The following is a 25,807-nucleotide window of genomic DNA, read 5'->3' on the forward strand; positions in this document are numbered from 1 at the left end:
GCACATCTCGGGGGTATTTTCGTCAGTCGAGCGTTACACGTTCTCGAGCTGCTGGTCCCTGGTTTCCTTCATCACGATCAGCGAGATCAGGGTCAGTGCAGCAACGATGGCCAGGTACACCCCGACCCATCCGACGCCGTAGCTCGAGACCAGCCAGGTGGCGATGAACGGTGCCACTGCGGCACCGAGGATCGAGCTGGTGTTGTACGAGATTCCCGAACCGGTGTACCGCACGTTCGTTGGGAACAGCTCGGGCAGAACAGCACTCATCGGGCCGAAGGTGAGACCCATCAAGCCGAGACCGACGCACATGAAGACCAGCATGCGTCCGGCCGACGCGTTCTCCGGCGCCGCGAACCAGTGGAACGACAGACCGAACACGATGATCGCCGCGGTGATGACGATCAGGGTGGGTCGACGGCCGTACTTGTCGGCGAGGATGCCTGCCACCGGAATCAGGGCTGCGAAGAACAGCACCGCGATCAGCTGCAGCTCGAGGAAATCGGTGTAGGCGATGGTGATCTTCGGACCGTTCACGTCGGAGACCTTGCCGGTTCCGTAGCTGACGACCCACGTGGTCATGATGTAGAACAGCGTGTACGTCGCCAGCATCACGAACGTGCCGATGATCAGCTGACGCCAGCTCGTCTTGAAGACCTCGGCCAGCGGGGTCTTGACCTTCTGTCCGCGCTCGACGGCGAGCTTGAACACCGGGGTCTCCTCCAGCTTCAACCGCACGTACAGGCCGATGATGACCATGATCGCGCTCAGCAGGAACGGGATTCGCCACCCCCACGTCAGGAAGGCATGGTCGCTGCCGGACACCGCGGCGTCGTACCCGGTGAGGATGACGATCAACAGGAAGATGCCGTTGGCGAAGAAGAATCCGATCGGCGCACCCAGCTGCGGGTACATCGCAGCCCAGGCGCGCTTGCCCGGCTTCGCCGTCTCCGTCGCGAGCAGCGCAGCGCCACTCCACTCGCCGCCCAGACCGACACCCTGCGCGAAACGCATGAGGGCCAGCAGAGCAGGCGCGATGATGCCGACGGAGTCGTACGTCGGCAGCAGACCGATCAGGAACGTCGCGACACCCATCGTCAGCAGCGAGCCGACGAGGGTCGCCTTCCGCCCGATGCGGTCACCGAAATGGCCGAACAGAATGGACCCGATGGGACGCGCGACGAACGCGAGCCCGAACGTCGCGAACGACGCGAGCAACGCCGTCGTGTCGTTCCCGGCCGGGAAGAACAGCTTGGGGAAAACGAGAACCGCGGCGGTCGCGTAGATGTAGAAGTCGAAGAACTCGATCGACGTTCCGACCATCGAAGCCACGACGATACGAGACCGTGGTACCTCCGGGGCCGCCGCTACAGAGCCGTCACCTGGGACGGCCGGGGAAGTACTCACTGCCTGCGCTCCTGCGATTGCACTCGATATATGGGGGTATGTACAACTGGGAAGTTACCTGACAGCAACCTGAGAATTTCAGCGGATGCGTCGTTCCTGCAGCCACGACGCGTACGACCATGGGTCGGCACTAGTGTTAGGGCCGCAAGAACCAAACGATGCACCAGCAAGTGGAGGGGTCGAGAAGTTGAGCGATACCAATCGCGGCCAAGGCACCATTGCCAACGGCAAGAACGGCTACCCGGACGGGGTGCCGAACACCATCTCGTCCATCCCGTTGTCGGACGTCGACTACCGCGCGCCCGGCACCGGCAGCATCGGCAACCTGGTCAAGGACGCGACGACGCAGGTGTCGACGCTGGTGCGCGCCGAGGTCGAGCTGGCCAAGGCCGAGGTCACCGGTGAGATCAAGAAGGGTCTGCAGGGCAGCCTGTTCTTCCTGCTCGCGCTCGCGGTTCTGATCTTCAGTGCGTTCTTCTTCTTCTTCTTCGCCGCGGAGACGCTCGACATCTGGCTGCCCAGGTGGGCCGCGTTCCTGATCGTCTTCGTGTTCATGCTGCTCGTCGCTGCACTGTTCGGCTTCCTCGGCTACCTGCGCGTCAAGAAGCTGCGCAAGCCCGAGAAGACCATCGACTCGCTCAAGCAGGCGTCGACGGTGCTGCCGAACCAGCACGAGAGCACTCCCGGCATCCCCGGTTACAAGAAGTAGCGGCGGCACGCACCGAACATGAGCCAGCCCGACCCGTCGACGGTGCGTTTCGCCGGCCCCTGGACGCACCGGGACGTACATGCCAACGGCATCCGCTTCCACGTCGTCGAGGCAGCTGATTCACCTGCCGACGGCCCTCTCGTGGTGCTGCTGCACGGCTTCGCCGACTTCTGGTGGTCCTGGCGTCACCAGCTCACGTCGCTGACCGAAGCCGGCTACCGCGCAGTCGCCGTCGACCTACGCGGATACGGGGACAGCGACAAGCCACCCCGCGGATACGACGGATGGACGCTGGCGGGCGACGTCGTCGGCCTCATCAGGGCTCTCGGTCATTCGCGGGCTGCACTCGTCGGGCACGCCGACGGCGGACTCGTGTGCTGGGCCACGGCCGCGTTGCACCCCAGGATGGTGAGCGCGATCGGCCTGGTCGGGTCGCCGCACCCGATCGCGCTACGTCGGTCGGTACTTCGCGACAAGGCACAGCGACGAGCCCTTCTGCCGTTCTTTCTGCGCTATCAAGTGCCTCTCGTGCCGGAGCGTTCCCTGACGAAGAAGAACGGTGAGGCCGTCGAGCAGCTGTTCAGGTCGCGGACCAGCCCTGCCTGGCAGGGCACCGAGGAATGCACCGACGCCGTGACCCAGCTGCGGTCCGCGATCCGCATCGCCGGTGCCGCGCACTGTGCGCTCGAATATCAGCGGTGGGCGTTCCGCAGCCAGTTCCGCGGCGACGGCCGTCGTTTCATGAAGGCGATGGACACGTCGCTGGACATCCCCGCGCTGCAGATTCGCGGCGAACTGGACCCGTACGTCCTGGCCCGCACCGTCCACGGCGACGTCGGATGGGCACCGCAGCGGCGTCTGCACACCGTTCTCGGCGCCGGTCACTATGCGCACCAGGAGTCGCCCGGTGAGGTCACCGATCAGCTGAAGGAGCTCCTGGAGTCGTCCGGCCTCCGCTGACCCGCATCAGACGATGCACGCTCCCGTACCCACCGGCACCGGGGCGTTCATGCTCTGCGCGAGTTCGTCGGCAATCTCGGCTGCGGTCAACACGAAGCCGGTGTCTGGGTCGTCCACGGCAGCGCCGAAGACCAAGCCCAGAACCTGCCCGTCCTCGGTGACGAGCGGGCCACCGGAGTTGCCCTGCCGGACGGTGCCGCGGACGGTGTACACCTGACGCTCGACGGTTCCGGTGCGGTAGATGTCCGGGCCGTTGAGGTTGAGCATCTCGCGCACCCGCGCCGGGCTGGCCGTGTACGGACCGCCGCCCGGGTAGCCGAGAACGATCGCGCTCTCGCCGGACACCGCAGGATCGGGAGCGAAGTTCAGAACCGGCGCCTGCAGCCCGGGCACGCGAAGGATCGCCACGTCCTCCTCGGGATCGAACAGGACGACGTCGGCATCGAGGACGGTACCGAGCGAGTCGACGGTGACTCCGTCTGTGCCCGCGACCACGTGGGCGTTGGTCATCACCAGTTCCGGCGCGACGACGAATCCCGATCCTTCGAGCGCTTTCTGGCAGCTCGGCGCGACACCGCTGATCTTCAGCACACTCTCGTGCAGCTGGTCCACGACGGGGCTGGCCTGCAGAGCCGGATCGGGTATGTCGACGTTCGCTACCGGGGTGCGGCCGAACGGTCCGATGACGTCGGGCAGACCCGACGTGTCGAGCAGTGCGGAGAACTCCTTGGGGACCTCGCGAAGCCACCCGGGCGCGACGTCGTCGACCTTTCCGAGCACCGTCGATCCGCGCACGGCACTGGCTACCTCCGGTTGCGACGACGACGTCAGCGGGATGGCGAGCAACCACGCCGCCGCGAGCACCGCAACGGCCTGCAGCCCAGCGCCGACGACGCTGTCCACCGATCGTGCTCCGCGAGAATGCATTCCGCTGCGCAATGCCCGGCCCAACACCATTCCCGACACTTCACCGACGATCACCAGCACAACGATCAGCGCGATCCCGACGAGCACACGCATACGTGACCCGTCCACGTGAACCAACACGTGGGGGGCGATCAGGATGCCCGCGACCGCACCGAGCACCACACCCAGAAACGCCATCGCCGACGCCACCGCGCCCTGCCGCCATCCCGAGGATGCCGCCACCAGCGCGACGCCGAGGACGATGATGTCGACCCATGTCGAACCGGTCACTGGTCCAGACCCTCCCCTACTGTGGCCAAACTCGTCTCCAGATCACGGATGTCGTCGGTGTCCCAGTCCAGTTCCCACCCGGACACCGCGAGCAGGCCTGCCAGAATACCGCCGGTGAAGCCCCACACCAGCATCCCGTCGACCGCGAATGCGGGGCCTTGATATCCCGCCGGGTGTCGGACCTGGAATCGGTTGTCGGGATCGATCAACGACCGGATGGGCACGCGCACCACCCGCGCGGCCTCGGCGGTGTCCACGACGCCGACCTCGCTGGGGTTGCGCCAGTACGCGAGCACCGGGACGACGTCGAACCTCGACGGCGGCACGTAGATGCCGGGCAGGGTGGCGAGCGGTTCGACGCCTCCCGGGTCGAGGCCGGTCTCCTCGACCGCTTCGCGCAGAGCCGTCGCGACCGGCGAATCGTCCTCGGGATCGGTGGCCCCTCCCGGGAAAGCCACCTGACCACTGTGTTGACGCAACGTCGCTGCTCGCTGAGTCAGAAGCACGTCCGCATCGGCAGGCACTCCGCCCTGCGCCGTCGGGTCCGCATCCTCCGAACCACCGAACAGCACCAACACCGATGCCGCACGCACGATCGCGCCGTCGGGCGCCGTACGTTCGAGCACCGGATTGGTACCCGTCGTGTCGATCAAGCCTCGTTCGCCACTCGCTGCGTCGACGACTTTCCTCAACCACTGCGGAGTCATCGGCTGATTCCGAGCCCCGCGGACACGGCGTCGTCGATCTCCTGAACACTGTCGAACGGTTGTGGCAGCACCTCGGCGACATTGCCATCCGCGCCCACGAGAATCGACACGGGGAGCACATTCGGTGCGCCGACGGCTGCTGCTATGCGCCCTGCCCCGTCCTGCACACCCGGCAACGTCACCCCGTAATCGGCGAGCTTCGTCAGCCCGTTCGACTCGTTCCGGTCCTGGTGCACGGTCAACACCGTGACCCGTCCCTGCATCTGCGACGCGTACTCCTGCAGATGCGGCAACTCCTGCGCGCACGGACCGCACCAGTACGCCCACAGGTTGATCAACGTCGGAGCCCCCGCGAGAGCGCGGCCCAGATCCACCTGCGAACCGTCACCGATGCACTCGAGCACGATCCCGGCCAACGGACCGGACGAGTCGTTCTCGGCGGACGGCGCCGGGCAACTCTGCAACCCGGCACGCTCACGCAGCGGGGCAAGCGCCTCGGCGGTGTCCGCGGACCGCCGCTCCTCGACGACCGGCGCACCCTGCCCGGGCATCCCCGTCACCGGCTCCGGATCGTCGCCGCGCGGCCAGATCGCGTAGACCAACGCCACGACCACCAGCAACGCCGCCAACGACCACCTCGCCGCAGACCCCGTCACCGCGGCCCCCCACCAGATCGTTCCGCAGACTCTGGCTCCACTCCTGCCAACTCGAGGAGGTGGTCCGTTTCCGGGCCCTTCACGAGCGCCGCTGCCTCCACCTTGTCGGTCGGGCCGAGGCCGTAGGAAGGACAGTCCTTGGCGAGGACGCAGACACCGCACGCAGGCTTGCGGGCGTGGCACACGCGGCGTCCGTGGAAGATCACGCGGTGGCTGAGCAGTGTCCATTCCTTGCGCTCGATCAGCGCGCCGACGGCATGCTCGACTTTCACCGGATCCTCCTCGTCGGTCCACTGCCACCGTCGGACGAGTCGGCCGAAGTGGGTGTCGACGGTGATCCCCGGTACGTCGAACGCGTTCCCCAGCACGACGTTTGCGGTCTTTCGTCCGATTCCGGGGAGCGTGACGAGGTCCTTCAAGCGAGCCGGGACCTGACCGTCGAACTTCTCCAGCAGGGCGGATCCGAGTCCGATCAGCGAGTTCGCCTTGTTTCGGTAGAAGCCGGTGGTGCGGATGTACTCCTCAAGTTCCGTTCTGTCGGCTTCGGCGTAATCCTTGGCAGTGCGATATCTCACGAATAGCGCCGGAGTAACCATGTTGACGCGTTTGTCGGTGCACTGCGCCGACAGAATGGTGGCGACGGCCAGTTCGAGGGGGTTGGTGAAGTCGAGTTCGCAGTAGACGTGCGGAAACGCGACGGCGAGCTCTCGGTTCATTCGTCGCGCTCGGCGTTTGAGCCCCAATGCGGTCTCTTCGCGTTTGCGCACGTCGAGCGCCGACGGAGCTGTCGATTTCACTCCACAACTGTACGGACAAGAATCTGCAACGAATCGGCCCTGTGTTCTTATCGAGACCTTTTCGGTGTTTACTGCTCGGTATGCAAGGACTCGCCGTAGTGCTCTTCCCTGTGCTCCTGATGTTGTTCGCCCTCGCCATGGAGCGCGTGGAGTTCCGCTTGAGCAAGCTCGGTGTCCGCGAACAAGAAGTGCAGGAGTTCCTCGATCAGGCCAGCACCTCCGAAGTCGCGACCCTCGCGAACGAGGGCATGCCGCACGCTCTCGCTCGCTTCAACAGCCGCAAGCGTCGTACCCCGGCATCCGAAGAACTCGCGGATCAGCGCGCAAGCTGAGCCCGAAATGTCGCATTTCCGATGAACAGCGGCTGAACAATTCGTTTAGTTCACAACCTTCACGGCACGTCGGTGGTGCCGATCACTCGTTATCCATCTCGGCGAAGTAGACTTCACCGAGATAATTGTCATGTTTGATTACTGACGTGAGCTCGTCGAGCCTCAGGCTCGCCGGGAGCACGTAAGCGAGAAACGCCTTTCGTCGACGCGGGTGACCACGCCGGCGACATCCCAAAAGGAGCGCAAGTGGACGACGTCCTGGCACGGGCCGGCATCTTCCAAGGAGTCGAACCCTCTGCGGTAGCAGCGCTGACGAAGCAGCTGCAGCCGGTCGATTTTCCTCGTGGACATGTGGTCTTCAACGAGGGCGAGCCCGGTGACCGGCTGTACATCATCGTCTCCGGCAAGATCAAGCTCGGACGCCGTTCTCCAGATGGCCGCGAGAACCTGCTGACCATCATGGGTCCGTCGGACATGTTCGGTGAGCTGTCCATCTTCGACCCGGGTCCCCGCACGTCCACCGCGACGACGGTCACCGAGGTCCGCGCGGTCAGCATGGACCGCGACGCTCTGAAGGCTTGGATCGACCAGCGCCCCGAGATCGCCGAGCAGCTTCTGCGCGTGCTGGCTCGCCGGTTGCGTCGTACCAACAACAACCTCGCGGATCTGATCTTCACCGACGTCCCCGGCCGTGTCGCCAAAGCGCTTCTCCAGCTGGCGCAGCGCTTCGGCACCCAGGAAGCCGGTTCGCTCCGCGTCACGCACGACCTGACGCAGGAAGAGATCGCTCAGCTCGTCGGCGCATCGCGAGAGACCGTCAACAAGGCACTCGCGGATTTCGCGCACCGCGGTTGGCTGCGGCTCGAGGGCAAGAGCGTGCTGATCTCCGACTCCGAGCGTCTGGCTCGCCGAGCTCGCTAGCTCTCTCGAAGGTAGGTCAGCTGCGCCTTGACGGACATGCGCGCAGCTGGCCACAACTTCTTGTCCACGTCCGCGTAGACGTGCTTGACCACCTTCATCGGCTTGGCATCCTCGCCGAGTACCGCCAACGCAGCTTTGATCTGCTCGAGGCGTTCCAGCCGGTGCTTTCGGTACATTCGCGCAACCTCCGCTGTGTCGGCCACCTCGGCTCCGTGCCCGGGTAGCGCGATCTTGCCTGCCCCTGCGGCTTCGAGCCGGTCCAGCGACGCCAGGTAGTCCGCGAGAGTCCCGTCCTTGGGATCGAGGACCGTCGTGCCGCGACCGAGGATCGTGTCCCCGGTGAGAATCGCGTCGTCGAGTACGAAGCTCGACGAATCCGCTGTGTGGCCGGGAGTCGCGAGAACGGTGATCTTCAACCCGGCCGCCTCGATGACCTCGCCGTCGACCAACGCTGTGCTGCCGTAGACGAATTCGTCGGAGAACGCGCGGATCGGTGCGCCCGTCTTCTTGTGGAACCGCTTCAACCCACCCGTGTGATCGCCGTGCCGATGCGTCACCAGCACGAGAACCACAGTGCCCGACGCGGCCACCGCGTCGAGATGCTTCTTGTCCTTCGGCCCCGGATCGACGACGACCACGTCATCGCTTCCGGGTGCGCGCAGAATCCAGGTGTTGGTGCCGTCGAGTGTCATCTTTCCGGGATTGTCGGCGAGCAGAACCGCTGCCGTCGGTGTGACCTGTCGAAGCTGACCGTATGCCGGGTGCGCGAGAGTCATAGTCGTACTTTAAGAGCATGAGAATCGGATTGGTCGGCGCGGGTCCATGGGCTCGCGCCACACACGCCCCGTCCCTTACCGCGCACCCCGCCGTCGACTTCGTGGGCGTGTGGGCCCGCCGCCCCGATGCAGCTGCAGGGATGGGCGCCCCGGTCTACGACAGCGTCGAGACACTGATGGCCGACGTGGATGCCGTCGCGTTCGCCGTGCCCCCGGAAGTGCAGGCCGGCTTGGCCATCGCAGCAGCCGAGGCGGGAAAACACGTCGTGCTCGACAAACCCATCGCGTCGAACCTGGACGACGCCACCCGGCTTGCCGACGCCGTCGCCGACGCAGGCGTCGGCTCGATCGTGGCGTTGACCAGGCGGTTCGCTCCGGAGACACGTGAGTTTCTCGCCGAGGCCGACGGACGGGATTGGAGTTCGGCATCCGGGACCTGGCTGTCCGGGGCAGTGCTCGGAGGCGAGTACTCGAATTCACCGTGGCGTCGACGCGACGGTGCCCTGTTCGACGTCGGGCCGCACGTCTTCGACCTGCTGGACCTGACCCTCGGGCCCATCACCGGCGTGGCGCTGAGCCGTCGGGACGAGTCTTCGGACACCTGGACCGTGGTGCTCGAACACGAGGGCGGGAAGTTGAGCACGTCACGCCTGTCGCTCGCCACACCGGTGCAACCGTCGGTCTTTCGGGTGGAGATCAGCGGCAGCGACGGTGTGCTGTCACTGCAGGACCGTTCCACACCGGCGACCGACTGCTTCCGAGTTCTTCTCGACGAATTCCTCGAGTCGATCGCCGGGGGCGTCGAGCATCCCTGTTCCGTTCGCCGCGGGCTCCATCTTCAGCGAGCACTCGACGCCGTGTGACGGCTCAGACCTCGACGATCAGCTCGACCTCGACGGGGGCATCGATCGGGAGCTCGGCTACACCGACGGCGGACCTGGCGTGCTTTCCCGCGTCACCGAAGATCTCACCGATCACGTTCGACGCCCCGTTGACGACGGCAGGCTGACCGGTGAAACCGGGAGCCGACGCTACGAATCCGACGACCTTCACGACGCGCTTGATCGAATCGACACCGACGAGCGAATTGATCGCCGCCAGCGCGTTCAGTGCGCAGACACGCGCAGCGTCGGCGGCATCCTCGGCCGACACGTCCGCGCCGACCTTCCCGGTGGCCGTCAGCTCACCGGAAACCAACGGCAGCTGACCCGACGTGTAGACCAGCGATCCGGTCTGCACGGCGGGAATGTACGCAGCCAGCGGCGGCACTACCGGAGGTAACTCGATCCCGAGTTCGGCCAAGCGCTCACTCCACGCCATCGCTAGGCCTTCGGGCGCTTGAAGTAGGCCACCAACGTGTCGCCACCGTTGGGACCGGACATGATGGTGACGAGTTCCCAGCCCTCGGCACCGTAGTTGTCCAGAATCTGCTTGGTCGCGTGAATCAGCACCGGCGCGGTGAAGTACTCCCAGATGATCTTTTCGCTCATGCCGGTGAGCCTAGTCGGCGGTCATGCCGCAGTCCGATCGACCGGACGCTTCGACGGTGTATCGGCCGGGCGTCATGTGAGAGGGTCGAAGCCGTGAGCCGTCTGGACATCCTCGACGCGGCATTTCACTATGCCTCGAAGAGAACATCACGAGACCAATACGTGCTGCTGACCTTCGACACAGGTGACCTCCCGTCCCCGACGTTCGACGAGATCACGGAGTTCATCGGCGTACGTGCCCGATCGATTCCGGACCTGAACAAGCGTCTCGTCGAGATCCCCGGAAACCTCGATTACCCGTATTGGTCCCGAAGCGGCGAACCTCCGAGGATTCTCCAATTCGATTCTCGCACATGGGAAGGCGTCGTCGACGAACTCGGTCTGCTGGTGCAGACGCCCGTCGATGCAACTCGAGCCGCCTGGCAGGTCCACGTGGCACGAGATGTCGAGGACGTACCGCACGCCTCGGGGCGCGCACTGGTCGTGGTCTTTCAGGTTAGCCACGCACTGACCGACGGACGAGGGGCGACGCGGCTCGCGCGGGCCCTGTTCTCGGTGGAGCCGCCCGACCCTCGTCCATCCCAGGCACGCCTGTTCAAGCCTCACCTGCGTGTTCCGGTGGCGGTGGGAGCCGCTGCCGCCCTTCCGTTTCGTCTGGTGGCCGCCCGTCTTGCCGCGCGCCGCTCACGCCGTACCTTCGAGCGTGCGCGCGGGTCCATCACCGATCGAAACGTCCTTCGACCGTCCATCGTGGGCAACGTCGAGCCCACCGAAAACCGTGTCGCCCATGTGATCCCTTGTGCTCCACTTCGGGTCACCGGGACCCGATTCAGTGTCACGACCACGGCGTTGACCGCCGTCGGCCTCGCCACCGAGCGCTACCTCGAGACCATCGGCGATCCAGTCCCGGACACACTGAACGCGCTCGTGCCCATGGGACTTCCCGAGGACGTGTCGTGGCCCGCCGAGAACCGCGTCGTGAACGGAGACGTCGACCTTCACGTCGGCGTGCCCGACATCGCCGATCGCGCAAGACGAACCGCGGCGTCGTTGTCCGAGACACGCAGGAACGTCCTCGACCCGCTCCTTCTGCGGTGGATCGAAGCCGAGAATCTCGTACCCGCTCCGGTCTTTCTCGCTGTGGACAGACGCGCACGCAAACATGCACCTCGTGAGCGCACCGTTCACGAATCGGTGACGAGCAACCTGACGGTCGTCAGTGTCGACCGCGGGGACACCGATCTGGAACTGTGCGGGGCGCCCTGTCTCTTCTCCGGCGGCTTCCCGATGCTCGGCCCCGCCCGCTCCGTCACCCACGGCTTCTACGGCCTGGGCGACACGGTCACGATCTGCGTGACTGCGTGCCCCGACACCTTCCCCGACCACGCCCGCTACGTCGACATTCTGAAGCAGGCCGTGGACGACGTAGTCGCCGTGATCAAGGACGCGAGATAGTCGCCGCGACCTCGGACCGCACGGTTCCGCCGAGGTGACATCCGATTCGTCTATATGGTCGTGTTGTGGTCACATCGAGTTTCGAAGGTTGGCCGGAGAAGGCCGACACTGCGCGGTTGCACTTCGTCTCCGGCAAAGGCGGCACCGGTAAGTCGACGGTTGCCGCCGCGCTTGCGTTGGCACTCGCGGCCGACGGTCGGCGAGTGTTGCTGGTGGAAGTCGAAGGCAGGCAGGGCATAGCCCAGCTGTTCGACGTTCCCCCACTCCCGCCAGTCGAGACGCGGGTGGCGTCCGCGGACGGCGGCGGTGAGGTCTACGCGCTGGCCATCGACATCGAAACTGCGTTTCTCGAGTACCTCGACATGTTCTACAACCTAGGTTTCGCCGGGCGCGCCATGCGCAAGATCGGCGCGATCGAGTTCGCGACCACCATCGCCCCCGGTCTACGCGACGTCCTGCTGACCGGCAAGGTCAAGGAGTGCGTCGTCCGCACCGACAAAGCCGGGAAACGCGTGTACGACGAGGTGGTCGTCGATTCACCTCCCACGGGCCGTATCGGCAACTTCCTCGATGTCACCAAGGCGATGGCCGACCTGGCCAAGGGCGGCCCGGTCCGCTCGCAGAGCGAGGGCGTCGTCCGGTTGCTGCATTCGGCCGACACCGTCGTACATCTCGTGACGTTGCTCGAGGCGTTGCCGGTGCAGGAGACGGCGGATGCCGTGACGGAGTTGGAGGCAGCCGATCTGCAGTTGGGCACCGTCATCGTCAACCGCACCGAGCCGACGTACCTGCCGGAGGAGTCGCTCGACGACGCGGCACACGGAACCGTCGACGTCACCGCACTCAGAACCGGGCTGGAGAAGACAGGAATTTCCCTGTCCGACGACGATTTCGCAGGCTTGCTGACGGAAACGATCGAGCACGCGTCGACGCTGGCAGCTCAGGTGGACAGTGGCCGTCAGCTCGACGAGTTGGATTCCGCGAGACTGCGCCTGCCGATGCTGGCGGACGGCGTCGACCTCGGCGGGTTGTACGAACTGGCGGCAGAACTCAGAGAGCAGGGTGTGAAATGAGCAAGGCTGCAGCGCCCGTACTCGACGTCGAGAAGATTCTTCGGGGTGCCAACTCCCGCATCGTCGTGGTGTGCGGGGCAGGTGGCGTCGGGAAGACGACGACAGCGGCGTCGATGGCGCTTCGAGCGGCGGAGCAGGGCCGCAAGGTCGTGGTGTTGACGATCGATCCAGCGCGGCGTCTGGCCCAAGCACTCGGGGTCGACGAGCTCGACAACTCGCCACAGCCGGTGAAACTGCCTGCCGGGGCGACGGGCGAACTGCACGCCATGATGTTGAACATGCGTCGGACGTTCGACGAGATGGTGATCGAGCACTCGACGCCGGAGAAAGCCGAGCAGGTGCTGGCCAACCCGTTCTATCAAACGGTGGCCTCGTCGTTCTCCGGAACGCAGGAGTACATGGCGATGGAGAAACTCGGCCAGCTCGCGTCCGACTCGACGTGGGATCTGATCGTCGTGGATACCCCACCGTCGCGCAATGCTCTGGATTTTCTCGATGCGCCGCAGCGTCTCGGCTCGTTCCTCGACGGACGGTTCATCAGGTTGTTGATGGCGCCGGGACGCGGCCTGACGCGGATGGTGACCAGCGCGATGAGCCTGGCCCTGCGCGGCGTGTCGACGGTGATCGGTAGTCAGATGCTCACCGATGCGTCGGCGTTCGTGCAGTCGCTCGACTCGATGTTCGGGGGCTTCCGCGAGCGCGCGACGCGCACTTACCAGTTGCTTCGCGAGAGCGGCACCAGCTTCGTCGTCGTCGCGGCGGCCGAGCCGGATGCGTTACGCGAGGCTGCGTACTTCGTGGATCGATTGAGCGGTGAGGGAATGCCGCTGGCCGGCCTGATCCTGAACCGGACGCACCCGACGCTGTTGTCGCTGCCTGCCGATCACGCCGTCACGGCTGCCGATCAGTTGGAGGGCTCGGACGACGGGAAGCTCGCCGCCGCGGTGCTGCGCATTCACGCCGCCCGGGCAGTGACGGCCGCTCGCGAACTGCGCCTGCTCCGACGGTTCACCTCGGCACACCCACGGGTCCCGATCGTCGGCGTGCCGTCCCTCCCGTTCGAGGTGTCGGACCTGCATGCGCTCCGCGCGGTGGCGGATCAACTCACCAGGTCCGCGTAGGTCCGTTCAGATCGCGGCCTGCTGCTGGCGCTGCGTCTCGAAGAAGTCCGACCAGGAGTCGACCTCGGGGTGCTGCTTGAGCAATGCACGACGCTGACGTTCGGTCATGCCACCCCAGACACCGAATTCCACGCGGTTGTCGAGCGCGTCGGCACCGCACTGCATCAACACCGGGCAGTGCCGGCAGATGGTCGCGGCTTTGCGCTGCGCTGCTCCCCGTACGAACAGCTGGTCAGGATCGGTGCCCTTGCACCGCGCCTGCGCTACCCACGCAATGCGTGCTTCTGCTTCTTCCACATCTAGCCGCGTCGGTGCTGCTGTCGTGTGCATTGCGGATCCCCTTTGCAGTTCGAACGTCCTTGCTGAACGTTCCAGAAGCCCCTGCGGCGCTGCTTCGACCTCGATCTCCACTGCTCGAAGCACATCGGTCTAGGAGCTGCCCCACATTCATATACAAGTGTTATGTGAATCACACCGTGCTCATAATTTAGGTAAATCCGGCGACGAACGCAAGACGAGAGAGGCAACTTTCTGGTACGACCGTCCCGACCTGCGGTTCCTCGCTCGACCTGTGATCCATTACAAGCAGACGCGCTCCGTAACGACTCGACAGCGCACCCCGGAAGCGGCGGGATCATCTGCGTTTCTGGGCCAGCTGCAGTAGTCCACGTACGCTGTGCTCGTGTCAGTTGGTAAAACCGTGGCGAAGCTCGCCGGATGTTCCGCACTCGCGGGTGCGCTGTTGGCCGGAGTCATGTTCCCGTTGGCAGGCGGGTTCGGCTATGCGTCGAATCGGGCTGCGGACACGGTGGACAACGTGTCCGCCGAATTGGTCGAAGGCGCGGTCCCGGCGGTGTCCACGATGGTCGACGCCGCAGGTAACCCGATCGCGTGGCTGTACGAGCAGCGACGCTTCGAGGTACCGAGCGACAAGATCTCCAACGAGATGAAGCTCGCCATCGTCTCCATCGAGGACAAGCGGTTCGCCGAGCACCAGGGCGTCGACTGGCAGGGCACGTTGCGCGCGTTCCTCACCAACACCACGAGCGGCCAGGTCGAACAGGGCGCGTCGACGTTGGATCAGCAGTACGTGAAGAACTACCAGCTTCTCGTCGTCGCCAAGACCGACGCCGAGCGCCGCGCCGCGATCGAGACGACGCCCGCTCGTAAGATCCGCGAGATCCGCATGGCGTTGACGCTGGACAAGGAACTCACGAAGGACGAGATCCTCACCCGCTACCTCAACCTTGTGCCGTTCGGAAACTCGTCATTCGGCATCCAGGACGCCGCGCAGACCTATTTCGGTATCGACGCCAGCCAGCTCGACGCGAAGCAGTCCGCGATGCTCGCGGGCATGGTGCAGTCCAGCTCGGCGCTCAACCCATACACCAACGAGCAGGGCGTCACCGAACGCCGCAACATCGTGCTGGACACGATGATCCAGAACATCCCGGACCGGGCCGACGAGTTCCGCCAGGCCAAAACCGAACCTCTCGGCGTTCTCCCGGTGCCGCAGACTCTTCCACGAGGGTGCATCGCCGCCGGTGACCGCGGATTCTTCTGCGACTACGCATTGCAGTACCTCGCGAACGCCGGTATCAGCCGCGAACAGATCGACAAGGGCGGCTACCTCATCCGCACCACGCTCGATCCGGCTGTGCAGAACTCCACCAAGGCATCGCTGTCGTCGAACTCGAGCCCGACGCTCGACGGCGTCGCCACGGTCATGAACGTCATCGCACCCGGCCAGGACTCGCACCGCATCCTGGCGATGGGAAGCAGCCGCACGTACGGTCTCGACGCCGACACCGACGAAACGGTTCAGCCGCAGCCCTATTCACTCGTCGGGCACGGCGCCGGATCGATCTTCAAGGTCTTCACCACCGCCGCAGCGATGGAACGAGGACTCGGAACCAGCGCCACCCTGCAGGTACCCCGCCGAGCCGAAGTCAAGGGCCTGGGCGACGGCGGTGCTCGTGGCTGCCCGGCCAACACGTACTGCGTCGAGAACGCAGGCAACTACCCGGCGTCGCTCTCCATCACCGATGCGCTCGCCCAGTCGCCCAACACGGCGTTCGTGAAGCTGATCGAATCCGTCGGAGTCGCACCCGTCGTCGACATGTCCGTTCGTCTCGGCCTGCGGTCCTACGCGGACCCGAACACCTCGGGCTTCGACGAACAGAGCATGGCCGACTTCCAGAAGAACCAGAACCTCGGTTCCTACACACTCGGACCCACCTGGGTGAACCCACTGGAGCTGTCCAACGTGGCCGCGACGCTGGCGTCGGGCGGCAAGTGGTGCCCGCCCACTCCGATCGACTCGGTGTTCGACCGCGAAGGCAAGCCGGTCCCCGTGACTCAGCAGGCCTGCGAGCAGGTCGTCGAGCCCGGTCTGGCGAACACTCTCGCGAACGCGATGAGCAAGGACGACCAGGCAGGCGGCACATCGGCGTCGGCTGCGGGATCCGTCGGCTGGACGCTCCCGATGTCCGGCAAGACCGGTACGACGGAGTCTCACATGTCGTCGGGCTTCCTCGGCTTCACCAACCGCTACGCCGCAGCCGTGTACACCTACGGCGACTCGCCGACCCCCGGTGAGATCTGCTCGTTCCCACTTCGTCCGTGCGGGTCCGGCAACCTGTACGGCGGTAACGAACCTGCGCGCACCTGGTACGACGCCATCGACCCCGTTGCGAACAACTTCGGCCCCGTCGAGCTGCCACCCGTCGACCAGAAGTACGTGCGTGGGTCGGCCAACGGTCAGGTTCCCGACGTGACCGGTCAGAGCCAGAGCTCGGCAACCTCGACGCTCCAGGGCGCAGGCTTCCAGGTGACGGTCGCGACGACAGCCAACTCGGCGTCCCGCGGCACGGTGACGGGTGTGTCCCCGTCGGGTTCGGCAATCCCGGGATCGACCATCACGATCTACGTGAGCGACGGATCGGTGCGGGAGGCCCCGCCTGCTCCGGCTCTGCCGGAACTTCCGCCGGGCATCGAACTACCGGCCATTCCGCCGGGGCTGCAGATTCCCGCCATCCCGGGCATCACCGCACCGCGATAAGCGGCTCCGCCGCATGTGAGTGGAAATGTAGGCCAGGGCCTGCATTTCCACTCACATAGGGCATCAGTGTCAGAGGCGGTCTTTGACGGCCTTCGACACGCGCGATCCGTCGGCCTTACCCGCAGCCAGCGCGGAGGCGACCTTCATGACCTGGCCCATCTGCTTCATCCCAGGCCGTTCGCCGATTTCTTCGGCCACCTGGGCGATGGCGGTGTCGGCGACATCGGCCAATTCGGCGTCCGTGAGCGGCGTCGGCAGGTATTCGTCGATGATCTGCGCTTCGGCGCGCTCGTTCGCTGCGAGCTCTCCGCGGCCGTTCTCGGTGTAGATCTCGGCGGATTCGCCGCGCTTCTTCGACTCCTTGGCAAGGACTTTCAGTACCTGCTCGTCGGTCAGATCGTGCGCTTCCTTGCCGGAGACCTCCTCGGTCTGGATCGCGGCGAGAAGCATACGGATCGTGGCCGTGCGGAGCTTGTCCTTGGCCTTCATGGATGTGGTCAGGTCGGCTCGGAGCTGGGATTTCAGTTCGGACATGTACCAGAACGCTACGCGGGCGCCGTCCGCATCCGCACGTCGATTACCTGTACTGACGTATCGTGGGAAACGTGTCCGTGAAAAACAATGCTTGGACCCTCCCGTTCGCCCCGCAGTCGCAGCTCGCATCCGACGCTCTCCGTGCCGCCGCGACACGCGCCCGTGCCAACGCGGAGCAGGCGCCGTTGCAGACGGCAGCCCTGGCCACGGCCGGTGCTGCAGCGCTCGGCCTCGGGTACGCGACGCTCATCGAGCGCAACGCCTTCGCTCTCCGCGAAGCCACGATGGCTGTCCTCGAGCCGGGATCGGCATCGCTGCGTGTTCTGCACATCAGCGATCTGCACATGATGCCGAATCAGCGGCTCAAGCAGAACTGGCTGCGGGAGCTCGACCGGCTCGAACCCGACCTGGTCGTCAACACCGGCGACAACCTGTCGCATCCGAAGTCCGTCCCCGCCGTCGTCCAGGCTCTCGGCCCGCTCCTGTCCAGGCCTGGCCTGTTCGTGTTCGGCAGCAACGACTACTTCGCGCCCAAGCCGAAGAACCCGCTGAAGTACTTCAAGAAGAACCACAAGCGCGTTCTGGGTGAATCACTCCCCTGGCGCGACCTCCGAGCAGCGTTCTCCGAGCGTGGCTGGCACGACGTCACCCACGTCCGTCGCGAACTCGAGATCGCGGGCGTGCGCATCGCGTCCGCGGGCGTCGACGATCCTCATTTGAAGCGCGATCGCTACGAGACCATCGCCGGCCAACCCAATCCACTGGCGGACCTGCGGCTCGGTATCACGCACTCCCCCGAACCGCGGGTTCTCGACAAGTTCGCCGAGGACGGCTACGACCTCGTTCTCGCTGGACACACCCACGGCGGTCAGCTGTGCCTTCCGTTCTACGGCGCTCTGGTCACCAACTGCGAGATCGATCGGTCACGTGTGAAGGGCCCGTCGAAGTGGGGCGCGCACACGCAGCTGCACGTCTCGGCCGGAATCGGTACGTCGCCGTACGCGCCTGCACGTTTCTGCTGCCGCCCCGAAGCGACACTGCTGACACTCACTCCAGCACCCCGAAAGGGCCCAAAAGAGGGGTCCGACGAGGGCGTTTCGCGTTCCGAGGCAGTCGTAAGCTAGACTTCTGCGTGCGGTACACGGGGTGTGGCGCAGCTTGGTAGCGCGCTTCGTTCGGGACGAAGAGGTCGTGGGTTCGAATCCCGCCACCCCGACAGCAAAGACCCTGATTCGGTTCACGAATCAGGGTCTTTTTGTTGTCTGCGTACTTCCGTTTCGAGACCGAATGTGCCGTTCGGTCACTTGAAGTGACCGAACGGCACGTTCGGTCCGGAACCGGGGGAACCTAGCTCGATGCGGCGCGCAGTTTCTCCAGCAACGGGCCTGCGGCTTCGGCGAGGAAGCGTTCCTGGGTTTCGTCGCCGACCTGAACGAGGGCGATGTCGGTGAAGCCGGCTTCCCAGTAGGGCTTGACGGCGTCGACGATGGCGTCGAGGTCGGGGCCGCAGGGGATGGTGTCGGCTACGTCTTCTTTGCGGACGAATTGTGTTGCGCCTGCGAACCCTGCGGTGGTGGGGAGGTCTGCGTTGACGGCCCAGCCTCCGGCGAACCAGCGGAATCGGTCGTGGGCGCGGTCGATGGCGGCGTCCTTGTCCGGGTCCCAGGAGATGGGGATCTGGCCGATGGTGCGTGATGGTCCGTCGTGGTGGTCGACCCAGCCTTCGACGAGGTCTGCGTTGGGTTCGACGGCGATGAGGTGGTCGGCGTAGGGCGCGAATCGGGCGATGGATTTTTCACCGGACACGGCGACGCCGATGGGTACGCCGCCTTCGGGTAGGTCCCAGATGCGTGCGGAGTCGACGCGGAAGTGCTTGCCTTCGTAGGTCACCAAGCCGCCTGCGTGGAGTTTGCCGATGATGTCGAGTGCTTCGGCGAACATGTCCTGGCGCTTGTCGATGGACGGCCAGCCTTCGCCGACGACGTGTTCGTTGAGGTTTTCGCCGCTGCCGAGGCCGAGGGTGAAGCGTCCGTCGGCGAGGATCTGGAGGGTTGCTGCTTTCTGTGCGACGACGGCGGGGTGGTACCGGATGATGGGGCACGTCACGTAGGTCATGAGCTCGACGCGTTCGGTGGCCTGTGCGACGGCTCCCAGCGTGGTCCAGGCGTACGGTGCGTGGCCCATGGAGGACAGCCATGGTGAGTAGTGGTCGCTTGCCACCTCGAAGTCGAAGCCGACGTTCTCGGCGCCGACGGCGTACTTCACGAGCTCTTTGGGGCCGCTCTGTTCGGTCATGAGGGTGTAGCCGAAGTTGGTCATGGTGCCTCCTCTAGATGGTTGCGACGGACCCGGAGTCCACGCGGTAGTTGGTGCCGTTGACGAAGGATGCGCGTTCCGAGCAGAGGAACACGACGACGGATGCGACCTCGTCGGGTTCGCCGCGTCGTTTCAGTTCCATGAAGGGTCGTTCCTCGTCGAGGAAGGTCTCGATTGCTTCGTCGCGGTCGGTGCCGCGTTCGTCGGCACGTTTGTCCATCATCTTGTCCGTCATCGGGGTGTGGATGAAGGCGGGTGAGACCGCATTGACCAAAATACCTTCGGATGCATAGGTTTTGGACAGTCCTTTGGTCAGCGACAGGATTCCTGCCTTCGACGCGCAGTACGGCAGTTCGTCGATGTAGGGCTGCTCGGCGTCCTCGGATGCGAGCAGAACGATGCGTCCCCACCCACCGCGCCGCAGTGCGGGCAGGAAGGCTCGGACCACCCGCACCGGCCCGAGCAGGTCGGTTTCGACGGTGCTGGCCCATCCTTCGTCGTCGATTTCGTGGAAGAGTCCTTGCGCGCCGGTCACTCCCGCGGATTGAACGAGTATGTCGATGTCGCCGACCGCCGCTGCTGTCTTCCGGGCGAGTTCGGCGACACTGTCGGCGTCGGTCACGTCGGCGGCGAAGGCGAACAATTTGTCCGGGGCGGCGTCGAGTTCGGCTGCTGCTTTCGTCAGCGTCTCTTCGTCCCGGTCGGTGACCACGACCGTGACTCCTTCTTGGAGAAGCAATCGAGCTGTGTGCCAACCGATGCCGGAGTCCGCCCCTGTCACGACCGCAACGCGGCCTTCGATTCCCAGATCCATGTGTGCGTCCTCGTTCCTACGAGTCAGTTCGTTGCGTCGTGCGAATGCGCAATCGTCAGCGCTGCGTTCACCAGGGCCAGGTGGCTCAAGCCCTGCGGGAAGTTACCCAGAAACGACCCGTCCGAAGCATCGATCATCTCGCTGTAGAGACCGACGTCGTTGGACGTCTCGACGAGTTGGTCCATCAGTTCGGATGCTTCGGCGTCGCGTCCGACACAGGCGAGCGCCGAGACGCGCCAGAAGCCGCACGCGACGAACGTGGCCTCCTCCTTGTCGACGCCGCTGTATCGGTAGAGATGTGGACCGACGCCGAGCTCACGGCCCAACGCATCGATGGTCGACGAAAGCCGTTCTCCCCGATCGAAATCCATCTCCGCGGCCAGTAGCACCGAGGCGTCGAGACCGTCTGCTCCCGGGTAGGCGAGGTAGGCCTGTCGTTCTTCGGACCAGCATTCCTCCTCGACGTAGCGCCTGATGCGCCCGCGTTCGGCGCGCCACCTGTCGGCGACGCCGGGGATCTGCCCCTCTTCGGCGAGGTGGACTGCGCAGTCGAGCGCTTGCCAGCAGCCCAGTTTGGAGCTGGTGTAGTGCTGTTCGTCCTCGAGTTCCCAGATTCCGGCGTCGCGGCGCTGCCAGGAGTCGCAGGCTTCGTCGGCGATGGTGGCCAGCAGTCTGCCGGTTTCGGCGTCGAGTACGTTGCCTGCGTCCACGTACAACCGCACGATCGCGAACAGGTCTCCGAAGATCCCCAGCTGCAACTGATCTGCGGCGGCGTTGCCGTTGACGACGGGTCCGACGCCGCGCCATCCCGGCACGTCGGGTTGTTCGGTGCCGCCGGGGAGTTCGCCGCCGAGCGTGTAGAACACGTTGACGAGAGGATCGTTGAGCCGGATGACCTTCAGCAGCCAGGCCACTGCGGCGTGTACTTCTTCACGTAGACCGAACCTGATGAGCGCTCGGATCGTGTAGGCGGTGTCGCGGACCCATGCGTAGCGGTAGTCCCAGTTCTTGCCACCGGTCCTGTTCTCCGGCAGGGACGTCGTCGCGGCTGCGGCTATTGCACCGGAGGGACTGTGCAGCAACAGTTTCAGAGCAAGGGCACTGCGTGCTACGTGCTCTTTCCACGGTCCGTCGTAGTGGAATTCGTCGGACCACATCCTCCAGTTGCCGACGGTGCGGTCGATACCTTCGTCGACCTTGATGGGCTCGGGCAGATGCAGCGGTTCGTTCTCGGTGCCGACCAGCCCGATCAGGTGACGTGATCCGGGCGCCGTCGTGAACGTGCCGTCGATGATCTGGTCTCCGACGGTCACGTCGTCCGCCTCGAGGGTGCGAACGGCCATCGTCAGGCCGTCGGCGCGGAGCACGGTGCCGTGCTGGGTGTCGTACGCCCACGGGGACGCGATACCGAGCATGGTTCCCGGGGCTACCTTCCATGCCATGTCGACGGTTCCCTGCACACCGTCGATGCGACGTCCGAGTTCCACCCAGGGCAGCCTGCCGGCCACCCCGGTGTTGAGCGAGTCGGTGACGCGGACAGTTCCCGTGTCGGTCGTGTACAACGTCGTCAGCACGTTGGTTCCCTCGACGAATTCACGCTCTACGGAGAAGGGTTCGACGGGGGCGAGCGCGAAGGTGCCGCCGTGCTCGGCGTCCAGGACGGCGGCGAACGGGGGCGGCGAGTCGAGGTTGGGGATGGGAAGCCAGTCGATTCGGCCGTCGTCGGCGATCAGGGCGACCGTCCGTCCGTCTCCGATCGCTGCGTAGTCTTCGATTGCTGCGTAGCCGTCCTGACGACTCATACGGCGGTCAACCTCGCGATGGGGCTGTCGGTCAGTTGTTCGACGAGGTCCGCCGGGTCCTCGTAGACCGCTTCTGCGCCGGCCGCGCGTAATTCGGCGTCGGGTACTCCTCCGCACCGGACGCCGATTCCTGCCACTCCGACGCGTCTGGACGCCTTCATGTCCCACACGCTGTCGCCGATCATGACCGCTCCGCGGGCTTCGACGCCTGCGCGTTGCAGAGCGACGTCGACGATCTCGGGGCTCGGCTTGGCCACGTCGGCGTCCTCGGACGACGTCACGACGGACACGATGTCCTCGACGTCGAGGAGGTCACGGAGGTGGGCGAGTTCGTTCTCGGGTGCCGACGTGGCCAGTACGACGGTCAGGCCTGCATCGTCGATGCGCTGCAGCAACTCTCGCGCGCCGGGCAGAATTTGCAGCCGCGCGATCGCTTGCTGGTAGTAGCTGGTGTGCAAATCCTTCGCTTCGAGTGCTGCGGCACTGTCGGAGGACCCGACGAGCGATTCGAGTAGCTTGTCGCCGTCCATGCCGATGCACCGGTGGATCCTCCACGACGGGACGGTCACCCCGGCGTCGGCGAACGCTCTGGACCACGCGTCCACGTGAACGTAGTTGGAGTCCACCAGGGTGCCGTCGATGTCGAACAGGACTGCGCCTGAAGTCGAAGTCATTGCCCACGGCTACCCGCGTCGTACCGGGGTGAAACGTGAGCAGGCCCCCTTCCCGATGGGGAAGAGGGCCTGCTCACAGGGTTGCGGTCAGTCGACCTGCGCTTGCCACATCCAGTGCAGTTGCTCCAGACGGGCGGTGATGGCGATGAGCAGATCCTGCGTCACGGGATCTGCGGCCTCGGTGTCCGCGATGCGCCCTCGGAGCCGATCCACCACTGCGGCAAGGTTGTCCACCACGGCGGCGATCACTTGCTCGTCCTTGGTCCAGCCTTCACCGAATCCCTTGGTGCCTGCTGTGGCCGACACCGTGGCCGAGCGTCCGTCCGGGCTGACTCCGATCGCCGTTGCACGTTCGGCGGCCTCGTCGGTGAAGTCCCGTGCTGCGGTGACGAGTTCGTCCAACGCGAGGTGCACCGAACGGAAGTTCTTGCCGATGACGTTCCAGTGCGCCTGCTTCGCGATGAGGGACAGGTCGATCAGGTCGACGACGGTGCCCTGCAGGGCATCTCCGGCAATCTTCTGCTGACCTGCATCGAGAGTGCTGCTGATGGGGTTGGTCATGAGTGCGCCTCCTACGTTCTCAACGGTCGCTCGGCTCAACGGCCCGGACGTGGACGATGTTCCCGATTGTGACGCGTCAGACCTTCTCGGCCTCGTCGCCGGGGGTGGTCGGCGATTGACTGGTCGTCGGCGCTGCGTCACTCTGGCCTGCGCGCACACCTTCCTCGACCTTCTTGCCGAGGTCGGGGTCGACGTTCGTCCAGTACTCGAAGACGCGTTGCAGCACGGGCTCGGTCACTCCGTTGAGTGCGTGGCCGACGATGTTGCCCGCCAGACGCTCTCGCTGATCGTCGTCCATGACCTCGCGGACGAGGATGCCGGCCTGTGCGAAGTCACTGTCCTCGGGATGCTCGATGTATCCGGTGCGGACGAAACGTGGCTCGAAGTCCCACGATCCGTCGTCTCCGTACTTCGCGGTGTCCGCGTGCGGGCCGCCGTACGAGTTGGGTGCGTACACCGGAGTGTCGGCGGAGTTGAACGAGTACCGCATCGACCCTTCCTTGGAGTAGGAGTTGACCTGGGCCTTGGGTGCGTTGACCGGCAGCTGCGCGTAGTTGGTGCCGATGCGGTAACGGTGCGCGTCGGCGTAGGAGAAGATGCGTCCGAGCAGCATCTTGTCCGGGCTGGCGGCGATTCCCGGTACCAGGTTCGACGGTTCGAACGAGCTCTGCTCGATCTGCGCGAAGAAGTTCTCCGGGTTGCGGTTCAGGGTCAGCTTGCCGACCTTGATCTTCGGGTAGTCCTTCTGCGACCACACCTTCGTGAGGTCGAAGGGGTTGTACTTGTAGCCCTCGGCCTCGTCGTACAACATGACCTGGATGTAGAAGTCCCAGCTCGGGAAGTCGCCTTCGGAGATCGCACCGAACAGGTCCTGACGATGGTGATCGGGGGAGGTTCCCGCGAGCTCGTCGGCCTTCTCCTGGGTCAGGAAGTCGATGCCCTGGTTGGTCTTGAAGTGGAACTTCACCCAGGAACGCTCGCCGGCGTCGTTGATGAACTGGTACGTGTGTGAGCCGAAGCCGTCCATGTGGCGGTAGCTCTTGGGGATACCCCGGTCACCCATGAGCCAGGTGACCTGGTGGGCGGACTCGGGTGAGAGCGTCCAGAAGTCCCATTGCATGTTGTGGTCGCGCAGCCCGGAGTCCGGCATGCGCTTCTGGCTGCGGATGAAGTCCTGGAACTTGATGGGATCCTTGACGAAGAACACCGGGGTGTTGTTTCCGACGAGGTCCCAGTTGCCTTCGGTGGTGTAGAACTTCAGCGCGAATCCGCGCGGGTCCCGCCAGGTGTCCGGGCTTCCCTGCTCACCGGCGACGGTGGAGAACCGGGCGAGCGCTTCGGTCTTGACGCCCTTCTGCAGGGCGGCGGCCTTGGTGTACTTCGAGATGTCCTCGGTGATTTCGAGGACTCCGAACGCACCCGCACCCTTGGCGTGCACGACGCGCTCCGGGACACGCTCACGGTTGAACTGAGCCATCTTCTCGATGAGGTAGTGGTCCTGAAGAAGGATCGGGCCTTGTGTTCCTGCCGTCAACGACTGGTCGTCGCTGGGTACGGGGATTCCGGAGTTGCTGGTGGTGGCCGGTTCTGTCATTCGGGCTGCCTCCTGAGAGATTCACTGAGGACAGTCGGAGGGGCTGGCTCCGACTGCCATGGCTGTACTCGGAACGTCTATCACGCTCGTATAACCGGTCTGCGTGTTTTCGAACCTGTTCAGGCCATTTTTTTGAATCAGTCAAAAGACGCGAGTGGAGCCAGCGGGACCGACCGGATGACACCGGCCGTCAGACTTCGATGTCACCCACCAGCCGCGATGCACCTGTCGACATGGTCCCGGACACGATCTGGAGGCCGAAGTGGGAACCGGGACGCAGCCAGTCCCCCAGCGACGGTCCTGTCGCGTCGACCTGCACGCGGCACAGTCTCGCCTTGCCCTTGAGCGAGGCGCCGGCCAGGGAGACTTCCTCGTCGACGGGTTGCGCGAAGCCGAGACCGCCCCGAATCGGGAACCGCGGCCCGACGCCTCGTGCGGCGACGTCGACAGCCCATCCGTCGCCGCTGGCCGTCGATGTCCCCAGCACGTCACCGCCGAAGTGTGCGAGCACCTTGGGGAGGTTCCAATGTGTGCGTCCTCCGTGCACGGATGTCTCGGAGTCGACGGCGATGAACGGCACGGCCATGCGAGGCATCGCGCCGATGAGCTTCCCCGGCCGCCGCAGGACCGGGCTGGCGAGGATCTCTCGGTACGGGCCGACCGGTGAATCCAGATAGTCGACGACCATGGCCATGGTCACCGGCAGATCTTTCTGCGGAAGCAGTCCGCGTCCTTCGTCGGTCGCGCGATGCCACCAGATCGTGGCGCGTACCGACGCAGGCCACGGCGGTGGCGGGCTCTGCGGCCACTCGGTTCTGGGTGACTCGGATTCACTGACGCTCCACATGGG

The 25,807-nt window shown here is 65.0% G+C and carries 27 protein-coding genes and 1 tRNA gene; 11 read left to right on the forward strand and 17 right to left on the reverse strand.

What is annotated here, in order from left to right; translation table 11 throughout:
• Window positions 1-33 precede the first annotated feature (33 nt).
• The gene (locus BH95_RS16325) at window positions 34-1,407 is read right to left on the reverse strand and encodes an MFS transporter (RefSeq protein WP_170949318.1); all 1,374 of its coding nucleotides are present in this window, start codon (window positions 1,405-1,407) and stop codon (window positions 34-36) included.
• Window positions 1,408-1,594: 187 nt separating this feature from the next.
• On the opposite strand from BH95_RS16325, the gene BH95_RS16330 reads away from it, so the two are divergent.
• Both BH95_RS16330 and BH95_RS16335 read left to right on the forward strand, forming a co-directional pair.
• Window positions 1,595-2,116 (forward strand): phage holin family protein, encoded by a 522-nt coding sequence (locus BH95_RS16330; protein WP_019662955.1) that lies wholly within the window; start codon window positions 1,595-1,597, stop codon window positions 2,114-2,116.
• 18 nt (window positions 2,117-2,134) lie between these two features.
• Entirely contained in the window at window positions 2,135-3,076 is a 942-nt protein-coding gene (locus tag BH95_RS16335) for an alpha/beta fold hydrolase (protein ID WP_019662954.1), read from the forward strand.
• Window positions 3,077-3,082: 6 nt separating this feature from the next.
• On the opposite strand, the gene marP is transcribed toward BH95_RS16335, so the two are convergent.
• From marP to nth, 4 genes are read right to left on the reverse strand one after another with little or no spacing between them, the layout of a single operon-like run.
• Entirely contained in the window at window positions 3,083-4,273 is a 1,191-nt protein-coding gene (marP, locus tag BH95_RS16340; RefSeq protein ID WP_037183166.1) for an acid resistance serine protease MarP, read from the reverse strand.
• The gene (locus BH95_RS16345; RefSeq protein ID WP_019662952.1) at window positions 4,270-4,980 is read right to left on the reverse strand and encodes an NUDIX hydrolase; all 711 of its coding nucleotides are present in this window, start codon (window positions 4,978-4,980) and stop codon (window positions 4,270-4,272) included. The genes marP and BH95_RS16345 overlap by 4 nt, the downstream gene beginning before the upstream one ends.
• Window positions 4,977-5,636, reverse strand: coding sequence for a TlpA family protein disulfide reductase (locus BH95_RS16350; RefSeq protein WP_033190098.1), 660 nt, complete (start codon window positions 5,634-5,636; stop codon window positions 4,977-4,979). Before BH95_RS16350 ends, BH95_RS16345 begins: the two co-directional genes overlap by 4 nt.
• Window positions 5,633-6,433, reverse strand: a complete 801-nt coding sequence (gene nth, locus BH95_RS16355) for an endonuclease III (RefSeq protein ID WP_037183169.1) — start codon at window positions 6,431-6,433, stop codon at window positions 5,633-5,635. Before nth ends, BH95_RS16350 begins: the two co-directional genes overlap by 4 nt.
• 80 nt (window positions 6,434-6,513) lie before the next feature.
• Here nth and BH95_RS16360 point away from each other — a divergent pair, with 80 nt between their 5' ends.
• Window positions 6,514-6,765 carry a hypothetical protein gene (locus BH95_RS16360; RefSeq protein WP_019662949.1) on the forward strand — a complete coding sequence of 84 codons (252 nt, stop codon included), beginning with the start codon at window positions 6,514-6,516 and terminating at the stop codon, window positions 6,763-6,765.
• Between the two features lie 246 nt (window positions 6,766-7,011).
• The gene (locus BH95_RS16365) at window positions 7,012-7,686 is read left to right on the forward strand and encodes a Crp/Fnr family transcriptional regulator (protein WP_019662947.1); all 675 of its coding nucleotides are present in this window, start codon (window positions 7,012-7,014) and stop codon (window positions 7,684-7,686) included.
• Here the strand turns inward: BH95_RS16365 and BH95_RS16370 are convergent.
• Window positions 7,683-8,462 (reverse strand): MBL fold metallo-hydrolase, encoded by a 780-nt coding sequence (locus BH95_RS16370; RefSeq protein WP_019662946.1) that lies wholly within the window; start codon window positions 8,460-8,462, stop codon window positions 7,683-7,685. The genes BH95_RS16365 and BH95_RS16370 overlap by 4 nt on opposite strands.
• A gap of 17 nt (window positions 8,463-8,479) precedes the next feature.
• Here BH95_RS16370 and BH95_RS16375 point away from each other — a divergent pair, with 17 nt between their 5' ends.
• Window positions 8,480-9,325: a Gfo/Idh/MocA family protein gene (locus tag BH95_RS16375; RefSeq protein ID WP_037183172.1), complete on the forward strand. Its 846-nt coding sequence runs from the start codon at window positions 8,480-8,482 to the stop codon at window positions 9,323-9,325.
• Window positions 9,326-9,329: 4 nt separating this feature from the next.
• Here BH95_RS16375 and BH95_RS16380 read toward each other — a convergent pair whose 3' ends face one another.
• Together BH95_RS16380 and BH95_RS28580 are read right to left on the reverse strand one after the other, a co-directional pair.
• Window positions 9,330-9,782 (reverse strand): RidA family protein, encoded by a 453-nt coding sequence (locus BH95_RS16380; RefSeq protein ID WP_026347400.1) that lies wholly within the window; start codon window positions 9,780-9,782, stop codon window positions 9,330-9,332.
• Window positions 9,783-9,784: 2 nt separating this feature from the next.
• On the reverse strand, window positions 9,785-9,952 hold the full coding sequence (locus BH95_RS28580; RefSeq protein ID WP_094620701.1) for a DUF4177 domain-containing protein: 168 nt from the start codon (window positions 9,950-9,952) through the stop codon (window positions 9,785-9,787).
• 93 nt (window positions 9,953-10,045) lie between these two features.
• On the opposite strand from BH95_RS28580, the gene BH95_RS16385 reads away from it, so the two are divergent.
• From BH95_RS16385 to BH95_RS16395, 3 genes are all read left to right on the forward strand, one after another.
• Window positions 10,046-11,407: a wax ester/triacylglycerol synthase domain-containing protein gene (locus BH95_RS16385; protein WP_037164325.1), complete on the forward strand. Its 1,362-nt coding sequence runs from the start codon at window positions 10,046-10,048 to the stop codon at window positions 11,405-11,407.
• A 65-nt stretch (window positions 11,408-11,472) separates the two neighbouring features.
• The gene (locus tag BH95_RS16390; RefSeq protein WP_037164328.1) at window positions 11,473-12,480 is read left to right on the forward strand and encodes an ArsA family ATPase; all 1,008 of its coding nucleotides are present in this window, start codon (window positions 11,473-11,475) and stop codon (window positions 12,478-12,480) included.
• A complete protein-coding gene (locus BH95_RS16395; RefSeq protein ID WP_020110985.1) occupies window positions 12,477-13,601 on the forward strand; it encodes an ArsA family ATPase in 1,125 nt (374 codons plus the stop codon). Before BH95_RS16390 ends, BH95_RS16395 begins: the two co-directional genes overlap by 4 nt.
• A gap of 6 nt (window positions 13,602-13,607) precedes the next feature.
• On the opposite strand, the gene BH95_RS16400 is transcribed toward BH95_RS16395, so the two are convergent.
• Window positions 13,608-13,931 carry a WhiB family transcriptional regulator gene (locus BH95_RS16400; protein ID WP_026347399.1) on the reverse strand — a complete coding sequence of 108 codons (324 nt, stop codon included), beginning with the start codon at window positions 13,929-13,931 and terminating at the stop codon, window positions 13,608-13,610.
• Window positions 13,932-14,301: 370 nt separating this feature from the next.
• Between BH95_RS16400 and BH95_RS16405 the strand changes: the two genes are divergently transcribed.
• A complete protein-coding gene (locus BH95_RS16405; RefSeq protein ID WP_020110986.1) occupies window positions 14,302-16,662 on the forward strand; it encodes a penicillin-binding protein in 2,361 nt (786 codons plus the stop codon).
• A gap of 69 nt (window positions 16,663-16,731) precedes the next feature.
• On the opposite strand, the gene BH95_RS16410 is transcribed toward BH95_RS16405, so the two are convergent.
• Window positions 16,732-17,196, reverse strand: a complete 465-nt coding sequence (locus BH95_RS16410) for a GatB/YqeY domain-containing protein (RefSeq protein ID WP_019662937.1) — start codon at window positions 17,194-17,196, stop codon at window positions 16,732-16,734.
• Between the two features lie 185 nt (window positions 17,197-17,381).
• Between BH95_RS16410 and BH95_RS16415 the strand changes: the two genes are divergently transcribed.
• Both BH95_RS16415 and BH95_RS16420 read left to right on the forward strand, forming a co-directional pair.
• The gene (locus tag BH95_RS16415) at window positions 17,382-18,320 is read left to right on the forward strand and encodes a metallophosphoesterase (RefSeq protein ID WP_170947552.1); all 939 of its coding nucleotides are present in this window, start codon (window positions 17,382-17,384) and stop codon (window positions 18,318-18,320) included.
• An 18-nt stretch (window positions 18,321-18,338) separates the two neighbouring features.
• Window positions 18,339-18,412: transfer RNA gene (locus BH95_RS16420), tRNA-Pro, on the forward strand.
• 131 nt (window positions 18,413-18,543) lie between these two features.
• On the opposite strand, the gene BH95_RS16425 is transcribed toward BH95_RS16420, so the two are convergent.
• The 7 genes from BH95_RS16425 to BH95_RS16455 all read right to left on the reverse strand — a co-directional run bounded on the left by BH95_RS16425 (window position 18,544) and on the right by BH95_RS16455 (window position 25,804).
• The gene (locus BH95_RS16425; RefSeq protein WP_037183175.1) at window positions 18,544-19,515 is read right to left on the reverse strand and encodes an LLM class F420-dependent oxidoreductase; all 972 of its coding nucleotides are present in this window, start codon (window positions 19,513-19,515) and stop codon (window positions 18,544-18,546) included.
• A 10-nt stretch (window positions 19,516-19,525) separates the two neighbouring features.
• Entirely contained in the window at window positions 19,526-20,326 is an 801-nt protein-coding gene (locus tag BH95_RS16430) for an SDR family NAD(P)-dependent oxidoreductase (RefSeq protein ID WP_019662934.1), read from the reverse strand.
• 23 nt (window positions 20,327-20,349) lie between these two features.
• The gene (locus tag BH95_RS16435; RefSeq protein ID WP_019662933.1) at window positions 20,350-22,128 is read right to left on the reverse strand and encodes a glycoside hydrolase family 15 protein; all 1,779 of its coding nucleotides are present in this window, start codon (window positions 22,126-22,128) and stop codon (window positions 20,350-20,352) included.
• A complete protein-coding gene (locus BH95_RS16440; protein ID WP_019662932.1) occupies window positions 22,125-22,802 on the reverse strand; it encodes an HAD family hydrolase in 678 nt (225 codons plus the stop codon). The genes BH95_RS16435 and BH95_RS16440 overlap by 4 nt, the downstream gene beginning before the upstream one ends.
• Window positions 22,803-22,889: 87 nt before the next feature.
• Entirely contained in the window at window positions 22,890-23,363 is a 474-nt protein-coding gene (locus BH95_RS16445) for a Dps family protein (RefSeq protein WP_019662931.1), read from the reverse strand.
• A 76-nt stretch (window positions 23,364-23,439) separates the two neighbouring features.
• On the reverse strand, window positions 23,440-24,957 hold the full coding sequence (locus BH95_RS16450) for a catalase (RefSeq protein ID WP_037183177.1): 1,518 nt from the start codon (window positions 24,955-24,957) through the stop codon (window positions 23,440-23,442).
• 190 nt (window positions 24,958-25,147) lie between these two features.
• Window positions 25,148-25,804: a hypothetical protein gene (locus BH95_RS16455; protein WP_037183178.1), complete on the reverse strand. Its 657-nt coding sequence runs from the start codon at window positions 25,802-25,804 to the stop codon at window positions 25,148-25,150.
• Window positions 25,805-25,807 lie beyond the last annotated feature (3 nt).

This window comes from Rhodococcoides fascians A44A, from assembly GCF_000760735.1.
Classification (GTDB): domain Bacteria; phylum Actinomycetota; class Actinomycetes; order Mycobacteriales; family Mycobacteriaceae; genus Rhodococcoides; species Rhodococcoides fascians_E.